A 13,946-nucleotide genomic window follows, 5' to 3' on the forward strand; every position below is an offset into this window, starting at 1 on the left:
GGCCATCCGTGTTGCCGGCCATCCGTGTTGCCGGCCATCCGTGTTGCCGGCCATCCGTGTTGCCGGCCATCCGTGTTGCCGGCCGCCCGGGTTGCCGGTCGCCTGGGTTGTCGGCCGCCCGGGTGGCTGCCCGTGCCGGCGGAGGGCGGGACCGCCCCGGCCGCGCACGGACCGGCGGCGGGGCCGGGGGAGCGGTCAACGGAGGCCGGGCGCGCGGCGCAGGACCATCGCGAACACCCGCGCCGCGTCCGCGTTCACCAGCACCGCGAGTACGGCGAGACCGGCCAGCGGCGCCGACACCGCGGCGGCGACCGCGCACAGCAACAGCCGTACGTCCCGGCGCAGCAGCCGCTGCGGCGCGCCCGGCGCCAGGACGTTGATGTAGGACACCAGCAGGCTGCCGGCGGCTGCGGCGAACCCGAACGCCCAGTCGACCGGCCGGCCGCCGGCCGCGAGGACCAGCCCGGCGATGATGGCCAGATCGGCGTAGCGGTCCAGGATCGTGTCCAGCAACGCGCCGCGCCGGGAGGTGCGCAGGCCGATCCGGGCCACCTCACCGTCCACCCCGTCCAGCGCGTTCCCGGCCTGGACCAGCACGCCACCCAGCAGCATCGTCCACCAGTGCCCGCCGAACCCGATCACCGCCGCACCGGCGACCGCGACCGCGAAGCTCACGCCGCTGAGCAGGTCCGGCCACACCCCGGTCCGCGCCAGCAGCAGCGTCACCGGCCGAGACAGCGGCCGGTTCAGGTACCGGCAGACCAGTCCGTCGGTGGATTTCGAGCCGTACCGCTGCCACAGCGCCCGGTGCACCCGGCGCCCGTCCCGGTCGTCGACGAGCGTGGTGGCGAACCCGGCCGCCGGGCGCAACCGCAACCCGGCGATGCCGGCCAGCGCCGCGTCCGCCGGGCCGGCCGCGAGAACCTCCCGCGCGGTGTCGGCGTCGACCACCGCAAGCGTCGCGTCGGTGCACCGGACTCCGGTCTCGGTCGCCAGATCACGCACCGTCTCCGCGTCGAACACCGCCGCCGCGCCCACCAGCAGGTACCGGCCGGGCGGCAGGTCGGCGGGTGGCGGGCACGGCTCGGCCGGTGGCGCGTGCCGGGCGACCAGCCCGGCCACCAGGTCGGGGCCGCGCCGGCCGGCCGACACCAGCACCCGGCGCACCCCGGCAGCGTGCAGCACTCGTACCGTCCGGTCGAGCAACGGCCGCCCGCCGACCCGGGTCGACTCCACCGGCGGGCGTGCCGCGGGCGGCTCGGCCGCCAGCACGACCACGGCCACCACCGGTCCGGCCGGATCGGACCACCGTGCCGTGCCGGGCGCCGGCTCGCCCTTGCCTCGGGTCATCCATCACCTCCGCCACGACCGGCGTACGCCGTGGCACAGGCACGGTGACGCCGCAACGGATCCGTGGGATCACCCTCGATCCTAGAGCCGCCGGTGGCATCCGGCGGTGCCGGAAATCGCCACCATGCGACGCGCAGGGGTGGGCTCAGCCGCGCCGGTACCGGCGCATCGCGGCCGGATAGCCGAGCACACCCGCGTCGTAGAGCGGGGTGTGCAGCTCGGTCGCCAGCCGGCTGGCGACCTTGGCCGAGCCGACCCGGCGGCGGATCCACTCGCCGTCCGCGGCGACCGCGGCGACCGTGGTGTCGGTGGCGGTGGTCTCCGGCTCCAGGTAGAACTCGACGCCGGAGCGGCTCGCCACGAACTCGCGCAGCTCGTCCAGGTCGGCGGCGGTGGCCTCCCGGTCCAGCATGGACTGGTAGCCGCCGCGGTGGGCGCGGATCTGGGCGGTCGACCGGATCCCGCGCGGGCGCGACGGCGAGAACAAGCGGCGCAGCCGCGCTGCCAACCCCATCCGGACCTCCCCGCTTCACCCCGGGCCGGGCAACTGCCCGGGTGCCTTCCCGACCGAGGCTACGACGCCTGGATGGAGCGAGCCTGCCGGCAAGCTGGGAACAGCCTGGGTGCCGGCAGGTGCCGTGCCGTCGCGCGTCGGGCCGAGCGACGTGCGCTACGGGTCTCGCCGTGCCGCGCCGAGCGCACCGATGCTGGTCGTCACCGGCCAGATCAGCCAGATCGCCAGCACCACCCCGATCCGGGGCAGCCAGGACAGCAGCGCCGCGGACCGGTGCGGATCGCCCAACGCCAGCGCCATCAGCCCGAGCAGCGCGGCGGAGATCGCGGCGGCGAGGACGGCCTTGCCCCATTCACGCCACTCGTACCGAACCCGCGCCGGGCCGGACTTCGGTGGCCTCGGCGGCCGGGGCCCGCCCGCGAACTTGTGGGCGAACCAGCGGTCCGCCCACCGCACCATCCCGGCGCCGAACACCACCGTGCTGCCCAGGTACACCGCGGCCAGGCCGTGCTGCGGCCCGGCCACCGCGTGCCGGGCCAGCAGGTCGGCCATGGTGGCAGCCAGCAGCACCAGGTCCAGCACCGGCACCGCGGCCAGCAGCACGGTGCTCACCCGTCGCCGGCGCAGCAGGTACCGGCAGGTCAGCCCGGCACCGACGAGCACCCAGAACCCGATCTCGCATCCCACGATCACCGCGAACAGCACCAGTCGATCGTCCCGGCCGCACACCGGCACCGCATCGTCACGGCAGCCGAACCCGGCATGCACCGAACGATGTACGCGATCGTCCCGGCGGGTCGCCCGGTGATGGTGAGATGTGCCCATGGCGGTGACCGGATGGTGGCCGCGGCGCCTGCCGCCGCGGCGCGACGTGGGCTCGGCCGCCCTGTGCGCCGCGGTCGGTGCGGTGCTCTACGCGGTCGGGCTGTACGACCCGAAGACGCCCCTGGCCCTGGTGCTGATCCCGTTCGCGGTGATCGTCTGCGCCGACCTGTTCCGCAGTACCGCCCCGCTGCTCGCCCTCGCCGTCGGGGTCGCCGCCGTAGCCGCCGACCTGCTGCTGGGCGGCTCCATCGGTACCTGGCAGGTGTTCTTCGACCTGGTCTACGCGGCCTGCGGGTACGGTCCGCGCGGCGCGGTGCGGTGGCTGATCGGCGCCTCCGCGGTGGTCACGTTCGCGGCGCTGGTGGTGACGCTGCTGGTGCTGCGCGCCGACGGGTCCGGCTGGCGGCTCGCGGTGCAGGCCGGCGTCGCGGTCGCGATGGCCGTCACCCTGGTGACGGTGCTGCCGGCCACCACCGGTGCGGCCGTGCGCGCGCACCGCGACCGGCTGGCCGAACACCGCGAGCACGCCCGCCAGCTGGCCCGGCTGACCGAACTCGACCATCGCGCGTCGGTGGCCGCGGAACGCGCCGCGATGGCCCGGGAACTGCACGACGTGATCGCCGGCCACCTCACTGCCATCGCGGTGGGCTCGGCGGCCGCACTACGGGTCGCCGGCGACTCGGCGCCGGCGCTGCGCGAGGCGCTGCACCGGGTGCGCAACGACAGCGTGCAGGGACTGACCGAGATGCGCGCGATGATCGGCCTGCTCCGCGAGCCAGACTCCGACGAGCCGCCGACCACCCGTCCCGGCCTCGGTGGCGTCGCGCGGCTGGTGAACACTGCCGGGGTGGCGGTCACACTGCACGACGAACTCACCGAGTCCGACCGGGCCGCGCTGCCCACCACGGTCGACCTCGCCGGGTACCGCATCGTGCAGGAGGCGCTCACCAACGCGCTCAAGCACGCCGCGCCCGGCCCCGTCGAGGTACGGCTCGGCCGCGTCACGGATGCCGTCACGGTGCTGGTCACCAGCCCGCTGGCCGCCGCGGGCCGGGACCCGGCCGCGCCGGGCTCCGGTCACGGCCTGATCGGCATGCGGGAGCGGGCCGCGCTGCTCGGCGGCACCCTCACCGCGGGACCGGACGGCAACCGCTGGGCGGTCCGGGCCCGGTTGCCGCTGCGCGTGCCCGAGGCGGCGTCGTGATCCGGGTACTGATCGCCGAGGACCAGCCGACCGTCCGCGCCGGCCTGGCGATGATCCTCGCCGCCGAACCTGGGCTGGCCGTCGTCGGTACCGCCGGCGACGGCGCCGAGGCGATCGCGCGCGCCCGCGAACTGCGCCCGGACGTGACCGTGATGGACATCCGGATGCCCGGCGTCGACGGCATCGAGGCCACCCGGGTACTGACCGCCGAGCGGCTCACCGAGGTCCTCGTCCTGACCACCTTCGACACCGATCGCCTGGTGTTCGGCGCGCTGCGGGCCGGCGCCGCCGGCTACCTGCTCAAGGACACCGACCCGCAGCGGCTGGTGGACGCGGTACGGGTGGTGGCCGCCGGTGACGGGATGGTCGCGCCCGGTGTCACCCGGCGGCTGATCGCCGCGTTCGCCGCCCGGCCGTACCCGCCAGCTGCGCCGCCGGGACTCGACGAGCTGACCCCGCGGGAGCGGCAGGTGCTGGTGCAGCTCGGCCACGGCGCGTCGAACGCCGAGCTCGCCGCCGCGCTGGGCATCGCCGAACCCACCGCGAAGACACACGTACACCGGGTACTGGCCAAGCTGTCACTGGGTAACCGGGCCCAGGCGGCGATCCTGGCCCGGGAGCTCGGCCTGGCCGCGGACGGACCGCCGCCGAAGTGACCGGGACCGGTGCTGGCACGAATCGGTGATCCGGCGGTTGTGCGGCTCACCTAGGGTTACCTCCAACGCGGTGCACGAGGGCGCCGCCTTGGACAACCTGGGGGATCCCCGATGAGCGACTTCGACACCAGCGACGCCGGCAACGACATCCAGGTCGAGTACACCGACGGCTCCAGTGCCGACATCGTCGACGCCAACCACGACGGCTACGCCGACCAGGTCGACCTCGACTCCAACGGCGACGGTCACACGGACACCTGGGAGTACGACTCCAACGGTGACGGCAAGATCGACCAGGTCGACTGGGACGCCAACGGCGACGGCAACCCCGACCACGGCGAGATGGACACCAACGGCGACGGCCGGGTCGACACCTGGAGCGTGGACACCAACGGTGACGGCTCGCCGGACGAGATGGCGGTCGACAGCAACCACGACGGTCGCGTCGACGAGGTGGGTGTCGACAGCAACCACGACGGCCAGATCGACGAGGTCGCAGCCGACACCGACCACGACGGTCACGTCGACGCGGTGGCCACCGACAGCAACCACGACGGCACCTTCGACACGGTGCACTACACCACCGACGGCGCGACCAACCCGTTCGCGACCGGCGCCTGAGCCGACCGACCGGCGCGCACGCGCCGACCTCGGTACGGGAGGCGCACCGCGCGACGCGGTGCGCCTCCGGCGTGTCCGGCTGTCGCCTCCCTCGGGTCCGCGGAGCGGACCCGAGGGTCAGGACGCCAGCATCGAGGTGCCGCCCTGGTCGGCCAGCCAGGCCGCCACGAACGACTGGTTCTCCCGCCAGTCGTGGGTGCTGATGGGCGGCAGGATGTCGTCCCACATCGACAGGAACGACCCGCGTAGTTGCAGCGCGCCGGCCGGCCGCGCCAGGAAGCAGAAGTGCAGGTGCGCCGCGCCGTCGCCCCACCGGTTGACGTGCACCCGGGCCACGCCCGGCAGCGACCGCATCGCCCGCTCGATGCGTACCGTCAGCAGGCCGAGTTCGGCGGCCTCCAGGTTCGGCAGGTCGCCCAGGTCGAGATGCATCCGGGGTTCCAGGTAGAGCACCAGCGGCAGGCCGGGCGGCTGGTCGGTGGCCTTCACCCGCCAGCGCTCGTCGACCCAGACGTACGCATCGTCGTGGGCCTGGCAGGCCCGGCAGGTGGCGATCTCCTCGCCGTCGCGCGGCGGCTCGGGCAGTGCCGGCGGCTCCAGCGGACGCACCGTGAGCGAACCGCTGAACGGGAACGTCGGCCAGTTGACGAATTCGGGAAGGGGTGTGTCCACCTGGGTCACAGTAGTCACTGCGCGCACCGAGCGAACCGCCCGAGTCCGGTCGTCCCACGGTGATCGACGCCGCTCCGGCCACCGGGTGGTGGCGAACGCAGGTGGTGACTGGGCACCCTGTAGCCGTGACCGCTACCACCAACTCGCCAGGGCCGGACAGGGTGACTCCGCCGGCCGCCCTCCGCCGGCTGCTCGCCGGCAACCGCCGGTACCTGTCCGGCCGTACCGAGGCCGACCGTGGGGTCGACCAGGCCCGTCGGGCAGCACCCAGCCAGGCGCCGTACGCGCTGGTGATCACCTGCGTGGACTCGCGCCTGCCGGTGGAGACCATCTTCGACCAGGGCTTCGGCGACGTCTGCGTGCTCCGTACCGCCGGGCACGTGCTCGACACCTCGGTGACCGGTTCGGTCGACCTGTCGGTGGCGGTGCTCGGCGTCTCGCTGGTGCTGGTCCTCGGTCACGAACGGTGCGGCGCGGTCGGCTACGCGATGGAACACGCCGGCTCGGCAAGCGGTGACCTGGGCTACCTGGTCGACCAGATCGCGCCGGCGATCGAGGAGGTCGACCGGGAGGGTGCCGACGGCCCGGTCCGGCACGGCCTCGGCGCCGACCGGTACGACCGGATCATGTGCCGCCATGTCACCCGAACGGTGTCCCAGCTCGCTGCGGTGCCCTCGGTGCGGGACGGGCTGGCCGACGGCAGCGTCGGGCTGCTCGGCGCCCGCTACGACCTGACCCGGGCCCAGGTCCGGTTGATCGGCTGACCGGGCCGGCCACGCCCGGCCCGGACGCCACGATGCCCCGGCGCACCGCGCCGGGGCATCGTCTGCTGTGCGGTCGGTGCCCGATCGCGTCGGGCACCGACCGGTGGGATCAGGCCTCGCCGAACACGCCGGCGTCGACCAGCCGCTTGGTGGTCACGTCCCAACCGTGGTCGGGGAAGGCGACCTGAAGGCCCTCGAGTTCGGCCTTGATCTTGGCGCCGTGGCCACCCTCGGCCAGCGACTTGACCTCGTCGACGAACTTGTCCGAGTCGGTGCGCAGCCGGGTGGTCTTGCCGTTCAGCAGGTTGCGCACGTAGACGTTCTTGCCGCCGTTGAGCGGGATGAGGTACTTGTACTCGCCGAGCACGCTGAGGGCGCCACCGGACGCCTGGCCAGCGCGAACCGAGGCGCGTGCGGTCTTTGACTGGGCCACGCGTGGAACTCCTTGCACTCCTCGATCGCCACGCGGCGGATCTCCGCCGGGCGATGCTGTCGGGTCGCTGAGCGCCGAGCCGGGGGGCCAGAACACTCAACCTGATGGGGGACAGCGTCGCCGCACGACCCCGTCCGCATCCCAGCGTATCCGATGCGGTACGGCACCGGCTTGGTCGGGATGGGGGACCGCCGGGTCATCTTGACCACTCCGGTTACCATTCGGCCCGCCCGTCGAACCCGACTCCGCTAGCGTTACCACCCGCCGGCAGACAACCACAACATCAAAATCCGCAGAACGCTGGCGCAACGCCAGTGCCACAAGTCATCATGTTTCCGACCACCTGGTAGAGCGAGGACGCGGGGAAGGCGCACCTCGTCAACCGGGAGGTCGATCGTGCCGACTAGAGGCGTCGTGTACGTCCATTCGAGCCCGCCTGCCGTGTGCCCGCACGTCGAGTGGGCTATCGCGCGTGTGCTGGGCACGCCGGTTCGACTGGAGTGGACCCAGCAGCCCGCCGATCCGACCACCGTGCGGGCCGAGTGCTCGTGGTCCGGGCGTGCCGGGACCGGGTCGGAGCTTGCCGCTGCCCTCCGGCAGTGGGCGATGCTCCGGTTCGAGGTGACCGAGGAACCCAGCCCCGGCGTCGACGGCGAACGCGTCATGTATGCGCCGGGTCGCGGCATCTTCCGCGCCTCGGTCAGCGCCAACGGCGACATCGTCGTACCGGAGGACCGGTTGCGCTCGCTGCTGGCCACCGCGGCCGGTCCGGAGGCGCTCGCGCACGGATTGGAGCGGCTGCTCGGCGCGTCCTGGGACACCGAGCTGGAGCCGTACCGGCACGCCGGTGACGGTGCGCCGGTCACCTGGCTGACCCAGGTCGGCTGACCAACCCCCCGGTACGGCCGGGCCGTCGCGGCCGGCCGTACCCAGCCGTCCGGCGCCGCCGCGGTCCGGTGCCGCCGCGGTCCGGTGCCGCCGCAGCCCGGCGCCGCCGCCGCGGTACGGGCGGCGGGGGCGACCCCGGTGGAACCCGGCGACCGCCCGGCTGGTGTGCTACTCGCCGTGACCCGCCCCTCCCGTACCTCCCGGTCGTTGTCCGTGGCCGCCGCCGTGCTGGCCGGCCTGCTGCTCGCCGCCGGCTGCGGCGCCGACGGTGGCTCCGGCGCCGGCGGCAACCACCCGCACCGATCCGCGGCGCCCACCCCCACCCCGTCCGGTGACCCGGCCGAGCAGGCCGCCTACCTGGTCCGGCATCTGTCGGACGCCGAGCTGGTCGGCCAGGTGCTGATGCCGGTGGCGTACGGATACCGGGCCGACTCGGTGTCCCGGCAGGCCGCCGCGCACAACCGCAGCATCGCCGGCGCCGACACCCCGGCGCGGATCGTGCGCAAGTACCACCTGGGCGGGCTGATGCTCGTCAACGAGGGCGGTGGGGACGCGGACCCGACCGCGGAGACCAACCCGACCAGCAACATCGCCACGCCGGCGCAGGTCCGGCGGCTGACCGGCGGGCTGCAGCAGGCCGGCCGGACCGCCGGGTTGCCGATGCTGATCGGCACCGACCAGGAGTTCGGCACGGTGCTGCGGATCGGTACCGGGATCAGCCCGCTGCCGACCGGGCTGGGTGTCGGCGCCGCCCACGACCCGAAACTGACCCGCACGGCGTGGTCGATGGCCGGCGCCGAACTCGCCGCGCTGGGCGTCAACGTGGACTTCGCGCCGGACGCGGACGTGCTCGGTGGGCCGGGCAACACGGTGATCGGGTCGCGCTCGTTCGGCTCGGACCCGACCGCGGTCGCCGGCCAGGTGTCGGCGGCGGTCGGCGGGCTGCAGGGCTCCGGCGTCGCCGCCAGCCCCAAGCACTTTCCCGGGCACGGCCACACCAGTACCGACAGCCACCACGCGATGCCGGTCCTGACGCAGAGCCGGGCGCAGCTCGACGCGCAGGATCTGCCGCCGTTCCGGGCCGCGGTCGGGGCCGGCAGCTGGCTGATCATGGCCGGGCACCTGGACGTGCAGTCGGTGGACCCCGGGGTGCCCGCCACGCTGTCCCACAAGCTGCTGCACGACGTGCTGCGCGACCAGCTGCACTACGACGGGGTGGTGGTGTCCGACGCGCTCAACATGGCGCCGATCACCGATCGGTACGACGGTGGGCAGGCCGCGGTGCACGCCCTGCTCGCCGGCGACGACCTGCTGCTGGAGCCGCCGAACCTGCCGGCCGCGCAGCACGGACTGCTCGCCGCTCTGAAGTCCGGGCAGCTGCCCCGGTCCCGGCTGGTCGAGGCGGCGCAGCGGGTGTTGACGCTGCGGGCGCGGCTGGCCCGGTTCGACCAACCGGCCGCGTCGAGCGTGCACAGCTCCGGGCACGAGAAGGTGGCCCGGCAGGTGGCCGCGGCCGCGATGACCGTACTGCGGGGCAGGTGTTCGGGCCCGCTGGTGTCCGGCACGGTGCGGGTGACCGGCGGTACCGAGCAGAAGCGCGCCTGGCTGTCGGCGGCACTGCGGGCCGACGGGGTGTCGGTCGGCGACTCCGGCGGCACCCAGGTCGCGCTGACCGGATACGGCGACACCACCGCCGACCTGTCGCCCGGCGCCGCGGTCACGGTGGCGATGGACGAGCCGTACCTGGCGGCGAAGGTGCACTCGCCGACGGTGCTGGCGAGCTTCGGCGCCACCCAGGAGTCGATGGTCGCGGTCGCCGACGTGCTCGCCGGCCGGGCGCGGGCGACCGGCCGCTCCCCGGTGGCGGTGCCCGGCCTGCCCCGATCCGCCTGCTGACCGGTCTCGTCCCGGCCGCGGTCAGAGGATGCCGCGCCGGCGGGCCTCGGCGACCGCGGTGGTGCGGTTGTCGGCCCGCAGCTTCGCGTACACCTGCACCAGGTGCGACTTGACGGTGGCCTCGGTGATGAACAACCGGCGGCCGATCGCCTGGTTGGACAGCCCGTCGGCGACCATCGCCAGGATCTGCGTCTCGCGCCGGGTCAGCGCCGGTTCCGGAGTTCGGGCGCGTTCCACCAGCCGGGTGGCCACCGACGGGGCCAGCACGGTACGGCCGGCCGCGGTGTCGTGCACCGCGGCGAGCAACTGCTCGGGCGTGGCGTCCTTGAGCAGGTAACCGGCAGCACCGGCGGCGATCGCCGGCAGGATGTCGGCGTCCCGGTCGTAGGTGGTCAGGATCAGCACCCGGGGTGGGTCGGGCTGGTGGCGGATCAGATCGGTCGCCTGGGCGCCGTCGATGCCGCCGCCCAGCGCCAGGTCCATCAACACCACGTCGGGGCGCAGTACCGCGGCCTGCTCGACACCGTCCGCGCCGTTCGCCGCCTCGCCGACCACGCTGATCTCGGGGTCGGCGCCGAGCGCCGCGCGCAGCCCGCCGCGTACCACCGGATGGTCGTCGACCAGCAGCACCCGGATCATCGGACGTCCTCCTGCCGCGGCACGGTGAGGTTGACCGCGGTACCCCGGCCGGGCGCGGTGTCGATCGACAGGCTGCCGCCGACCTCGTCGGCGCGCGCCCGCATTCCGCCGATGCCCAGCCCGGTACCGCTGGTGCCGCCGAGCGGCCGGGCCGGGTCGAAGCCGACCCCGTCGTCGACCACGTCGAGGCTGACCGCGTCCGGCAGGTACGTGAGGGTCAGCTCGACGCGGCCCGCCGCGGCGTGCGCCCGGGCGTTCGCCAGCGCCTCCTGCGCGGTGCGCAGCAGCGTGACCGCGACCGGGGTGGGCAGCGGGGCCGGCGCCCCCTCGACGTGCAGCCGGGTACGGTCGCCGGGCTGGTCGGCCACGATGCGGCGGAGCGCGTCGGGCAGCGAGGCGCCGGCGAGTTCGGCCGGGGTCAGGTCGCGCACCAACCGCCGGGTGTCGGCGAGGGCGCCGCGGGCCGCCCCGATCGCCGTGTCGAGCTGGTCGACCAGCGGCTCCGGTACGGCCGGGCCGCCCCGGTGACCGCGGACTGGCGGGCGGTGCGCAGCACCAGCACGATGCTGGTCAGGCTCTGGGTGATGGTGTCGTGGATCTCCCGGGCCAGCCGCTCCCGTTCGGCGAGGACCCCGGCGTCCCGCTGCGAGGCGGCGAGCCGGTCCTGCGCGGCGGTCAGCTCGTCGAGCAGCTCGGCCCGCTGGCGTAGCTGGTCGGCGAGGTCCCGGTAGACGACCGTGATCATGACCGCGACCAGCGCTCCGACGACCGGACCGACCACCGCGGCGGCGTCCCAGCGGTCCCGGTCGGCGGCGATCACCGCGATCGTGCCGGCGGTCAGCGCGGCCACCACCGGCACCGAGGCGGCCAGCGGGAGCAGCTGGGTGGCGAGCAGGAACAGCGGGAACGCCAGCCAGACGAAGCTCGCCGAGCCGAGCGCGAGCGCCGCGCACCCGGCGACCAGTACGGCGAGCCAGCCGATCGCGAGCCCCCGGGTGCCGCGGCGCCGGGCCAGCACCACACCGGCCGCGTACCAGCCGGCGACCAGCACCGTGCCGGCGAGCAGGACCGGCCAGCCCGGCTCCCCGGCGGTACCGGCGGCGCCGAGCGCCAGCAGCCCGAGGAACAGGACGTGTTCGCTGCGGCGCAGCAGCAGCAACGCCATCGAGCGGGACGGGCGGACAGCCATGGTGCTGCTCACGCTAGCCGGCGCTGCCCGGCGGCCGGGACCGTTCGCCCGCCCCCGGGCGGGCGCGACGGGCGCGTCGCCGGCCCGAGCCTCAGCCATTGGCGGCGGCGACCAGCTCGGGTTCGCGGTCCGGGCGGTGCGGCCGGGACGGCCACCAGATCCGGTCGCCGACCAGTGCGAACACCGCCGGTACCACGATCGTCCGGACCAGCAGGGTGTCGATCAGGACGCCGAGGCCGACGATCAGGCCGAGCTGCGCGAGCGTGGTCAGCGGCAGCACGCCGAGCGCGGCGAACACCGCCGCCAGCACCACGCCGGCGCTGGTGATCACCCCGCCGGTGCGGCCGATCGCGGCGATCACGCCGGCCCGGGTGCCCCGCGCGGCGGACTCCTGCCGGGTGCGGTGTGCCAGGAAGATCGTGTAGTCGATGCCCAGCGCCACCAGGAACAGGAACGCGACCAGCGGGACGTTCACGTCCAGCGCGGGGAACCCGAACAGCCGAGTACCGACGAACGTACCGGCGCCGATCGCGGCGATCGCCGACGCCAGGTTGACGGCCACCAGCAGCACCGGCGCGACCAGCGAGCGGAGCAGCAGTACCAGCAGTACCAGGGCGACCGCGAGGATCAGCGGCGCGATCGTGCGCAGGTCGTGGTGGAACGCGTCCCGCACGTCCAGGTCCTGCGCGGTCTGGCCGCCCACCTTCGCCTGCGCGCCCGGCACCGCGTGCACCGCGGCGCGCAGCCGCCGTACGGTGTCCAGGCTGGCGGCGCTGCCCGGCTGGGCGGCGTCGACGACGGTCAGCTTGACCAGCCCGTCCGGCGAGCTGCCGGCCGGCCGTACCTGCACGCCGGGGAGTTGCCGAGCCGCCGCGGTCACCGCCGGTGCCGCGCCGGCGCGGGCCACCACGACCAGCGGCGCGGACTCGCCGGCGGGGAAGTGCCGTGCCAGTACCCGCAGCCCGGTGGCGGACTGGGACGAGACGCGGAACTGCTCCAGCTGGCTGAGCCCCACCCGGGTGCCGAGCAGCCCGCCGGCCAGGATCGCGAGGACGACCAGGGAGGCGGCCACCACCAGGGCGGGCCGCCGGGTGACGCCGCCGGCCGTCCGCCGCCAGAACCCGCCCGCCCGCGCCGGCGCGGCGCCGGGGTGCGGGACGAACGGCCAGAACAGCCGTCGGCCGCAGACCGCGAGCGCGGCGGGCAGCAGGACCAGTACGAACAGCAGCGCGATGGCGAGGCCGACCGCGGCGGCGACGCCGAGCCCGCGGGTGTTGGGCATCGTCGCGAGCAGCAGTGTCAGCAGCGCGGCGACCACGGTGACGTTGCTGGCGAGGATCGCCGGGCCGGTGCCCCGGACGGCGGCGGCGAGTGCCGTCCGGTGGTCGGCGCTGCGGTACAGCTCCTCGCGGTAGCGGGAAATCAGCAGCAGCGCGTAGTTGGTGCCGGCGCCGAACACCAGCACGCTGATGATGCCGGCGTCGAACTGCAGGTCGGCGGCGGCGCCGAGAGCGGCGGTGACACGGGCGGCCACCTGGTCGGCGAGGCCGACCACCGCCAGCGGTACCAGCCAGAGGATCGGTGACCGGTAGGTGACCAGCAGCAGCACCGCGACGATCCCGATCGTGACGGCGAGCAGGGTGACGTTCGCGCCGTCGAAGGCCGCGGCGATGTCGGCGCCGAATGCCGGTCCGCCGGTGATCTGGACGCTCAGCTGGTCCGGCACGACGCGGTGCGCGGTGCCGCGGAGCCGCGCGATGGTGTCGCCGATCTCGGCGTTCGACCGGTCGGCGTCCACCGGCACGTTCACCACGGCCGCCTGCCGGTCCGCGGACCTGATCGGCCCGGACGCGTGCTGGCCGACCTGGCGGCCCAGCGCGGTACCGAGCCGGTCGGCGGCGGCCAGGTCGGCGCCGGTGAGCCGGCCGCCGTCGGACCGGCTGACGACCACGACCACCGGGGCGAGTTCGTGCTGCGGGAACCGCTGCTCGAGCTGGCGTACCTGCGCGGACTCGGAACCGGTCGGCAGCGCCTGCGCGGCGCCGGGCGGCGTCGCGCCGGCCAGCGCGCCGCTCACTGCGGCGGCCGCGAGCAGCCCGAACACCATGACCAGCCACCGGCTCCGGCGGCCCGTCAGTACCGCGGCGAGCCGCCGCCACGCCTCCGTCATCGCACCCCGACCTCGCTCGTTCGTCTCGACCGGTGGCAACGCTAATCGGACATTCGGTCGGGTACCTGGCGCGAAAGATGGGGCATCGTCCCCAACGAAAGTTGCAGCCGGGCCGTGATGCACCG

General features: G+C 74.6%; 15 protein-coding genes. 6 read left to right on the forward strand and 9 right to left on the reverse strand.

The window, feature by feature from the left end; all coding sequences use genetic code 11:
* Positions 1 to 195: 195 nt before the first annotated feature.
* The 3 genes from Athai_RS09705 to Athai_RS09715 all read right to left on the reverse strand — a co-directional run bounded on the left by Athai_RS09705 (position 196) and on the right by Athai_RS09715 (position 2,569).
* On the reverse strand, positions 196 to 1,350 hold the full coding sequence (locus Athai_RS09705) for a CDP-alcohol phosphatidyltransferase family protein (RefSeq protein ID WP_203961197.1): 1,155 nt from the start codon (positions 1,348 to 1,350) through the stop codon (positions 196 to 198).
* Between the two features lie 145 nt (positions 1,351 to 1,495).
* Positions 1,496 to 1,762, reverse strand: coding sequence for a hypothetical protein (locus Athai_RS09710; RefSeq protein ID WP_203965447.1), 267 nt, complete (start codon positions 1,760 to 1,762; stop codon positions 1,496 to 1,498).
* 258 nt (positions 1,763 to 2,020) lie between these two features.
* Positions 2,021 to 2,569 carry a hypothetical protein gene (locus Athai_RS09715; RefSeq protein WP_203961198.1) on the reverse strand — a complete coding sequence of 183 codons (549 nt, stop codon included), beginning with the start codon at positions 2,567 to 2,569 and terminating at the stop codon, positions 2,021 to 2,023.
* Between the two features lie 118 nt (positions 2,570 to 2,687).
* Here Athai_RS09715 and Athai_RS09720 point away from each other — a divergent pair, with 118 nt between their 5' ends.
* The 3 genes from Athai_RS09720 (at position 2,688) to Athai_RS09730 (ending at position 5,170) form a co-directional block, all read left to right on the forward strand.
* Positions 2,688 to 3,893, forward strand: coding sequence for a sensor histidine kinase (locus Athai_RS09720; protein ID WP_203961199.1), 1,206 nt, complete (start codon positions 2,688 to 2,690; stop codon positions 3,891 to 3,893).
* Positions 3,890 to 4,549, forward strand: a complete 660-nt coding sequence (locus Athai_RS09725; RefSeq protein WP_203961200.1) for a response regulator — start codon at positions 3,890 to 3,892, stop codon at positions 4,547 to 4,549. Before Athai_RS09720 ends, Athai_RS09725 begins: the two co-directional genes overlap by 4 nt.
* A 111-nt stretch (positions 4,550 to 4,660) precedes the next feature.
* Entirely contained in the window at positions 4,661 to 5,170 is a 510-nt protein-coding gene (locus Athai_RS09730) for an EF-hand domain-containing protein (RefSeq protein WP_203961201.1), read from the forward strand.
* A 117-nt stretch (positions 5,171 to 5,287) separates the two neighbouring features.
* Here Athai_RS09730 and Athai_RS09735 read toward each other — a convergent pair whose 3' ends face one another.
* Positions 5,288 to 5,842, reverse strand: a complete 555-nt coding sequence (locus Athai_RS09735; protein ID WP_420829770.1) for a hypothetical protein — start codon at positions 5,840 to 5,842, stop codon at positions 5,288 to 5,290.
* A 125-nt stretch (positions 5,843 to 5,967) separates the two neighbouring features.
* Here Athai_RS09735 and Athai_RS09740 point away from each other — a divergent pair, with 125 nt between their 5' ends.
* Positions 5,968 to 6,606, forward strand: a complete 639-nt coding sequence (locus Athai_RS09740; protein WP_239156834.1) for a carbonic anhydrase — start codon at positions 5,968 to 5,970, stop codon at positions 6,604 to 6,606.
* A gap of 109 nt (positions 6,607 to 6,715) precedes the next feature.
* Here the strand turns inward: Athai_RS09740 and Athai_RS09745 are convergent, their stop codons facing one another.
* The gene (locus tag Athai_RS09745; RefSeq protein WP_203961203.1) at positions 6,716 to 7,039 is read right to left on the reverse strand and encodes a hypothetical protein; all 324 of its coding nucleotides are present in this window, start codon (positions 7,037 to 7,039) and stop codon (positions 6,716 to 6,718) included.
* A gap of 396 nt (positions 7,040 to 7,435) precedes the next feature.
* Here Athai_RS09745 and Athai_RS09750 point away from each other — a divergent pair, with 396 nt between their 5' ends.
* Positions 7,436 to 7,927: a DUF3145 domain-containing protein gene (locus Athai_RS09750; RefSeq protein WP_203961204.1), complete on the forward strand. Its 492-nt coding sequence runs from the start codon at positions 7,436 to 7,438 to the stop codon at positions 7,925 to 7,927.
* Between the two features lie 177 nt (positions 7,928 to 8,104).
* Entirely contained in the window at positions 8,105 to 9,823 is a 1,719-nt protein-coding gene (locus Athai_RS09755; protein ID WP_203961205.1) for a glycoside hydrolase family 3 protein, read from the forward strand.
* Between the two features lie 21 nt (positions 9,824 to 9,844).
* On the opposite strand, the gene Athai_RS09760 is transcribed toward Athai_RS09755, so the two are convergent.
* The 4 genes from Athai_RS09760 to Athai_RS09775 all read right to left on the reverse strand — a co-directional run bounded on the left by Athai_RS09760 (position 9,845) and on the right by Athai_RS09775 (position 13,821).
* Positions 9,845 to 10,462 (reverse strand): response regulator, encoded by a 618-nt coding sequence (locus tag Athai_RS09760; RefSeq protein ID WP_203961206.1) that lies wholly within the window; start codon positions 10,460 to 10,462, stop codon positions 9,845 to 9,847.
* Positions 10,459 to 10,893 (reverse strand): sensor histidine kinase, encoded by a 435-nt coding sequence (locus Athai_RS09765; protein ID WP_203961207.1) that lies wholly within the window; start codon positions 10,891 to 10,893, stop codon positions 10,459 to 10,461. The genes Athai_RS09760 and Athai_RS09765 overlap by 4 nt, the downstream gene beginning before the upstream one ends.
* Positions 10,881 to 11,651, reverse strand: a complete 771-nt coding sequence (locus Athai_RS09770; RefSeq protein ID WP_203961208.1) for a histidine kinase — start codon at positions 11,649 to 11,651, stop codon at positions 10,881 to 10,883. Before Athai_RS09770 ends, Athai_RS09765 begins: the two co-directional genes overlap by 13 nt.
* A 91-nt stretch (positions 11,652 to 11,742) precedes the next feature.
* Positions 11,743 to 13,821, reverse strand: coding sequence for an MMPL family transporter (locus Athai_RS09775; protein ID WP_239156835.1), 2,079 nt, complete (start codon positions 13,819 to 13,821; stop codon positions 11,743 to 11,745).
* Positions 13,822 to 13,946 lie beyond the last annotated feature (125 nt).

The sequence above is a fragment of the Actinocatenispora thailandica genome, from assembly GCF_016865425.1.
Classification (GTDB): Bacteria; Actinomycetota; Actinomycetes; order Mycobacteriales; family Micromonosporaceae; genus Actinocatenispora; species Actinocatenispora thailandica.

What these genes read in the sequence shown, in the direction of transcription:
- Athai_RS09730 (WP_203961201.1), top strand. Translation starts at nt 4,661, where the DNA reads ATGAGCGACTTCGACACCAGCGACGCCGGCAACGACATCCAGGTCGAG.
- Athai_RS09710 (WP_203965447.1), bottom strand. Translation starts at nt 1,762, where the DNA reads ATGCTGGACCGGGAGGCCACCGCCGCCGACCTGGACGAGCTGCGCGAG.
- Athai_RS09760 (WP_203961206.1), bottom strand. Translation starts at nt 10,462, where the DNA reads ATGATCCGGGTGCTGCTGGTCGACGACCATCCGGTGGTACGCGGCGGG.
- Athai_RS09720 (WP_203961199.1), top strand. Translation starts at nt 2,688, where the DNA reads ATGGCGGTGACCGGATGGTGGCCGCGGCGCCTGCCGCCGCGGCGCGAC.
- Athai_RS09770 (WP_203961208.1), bottom strand. Translation starts at nt 11,651, where the DNA reads ATGGCTGTCCGCCCGTCCCGCTCGATGGCGTTGCTGCTGCTGCGCCGC.
- Athai_RS09775 (WP_239156835.1), bottom strand. Translation starts at nt 13,821, where the DNA reads ATGACGGAGGCGTGGCGGCGGCTCGCCGCGGTACTGACGGGCCGCCGG.
- Athai_RS09705 (WP_203961197.1), bottom strand. Translation starts at nt 1,350, where the DNA reads ATGACCCGAGGCAAGGGCGAGCCGGCGCCCGGCACGGCACGGTGGTCC.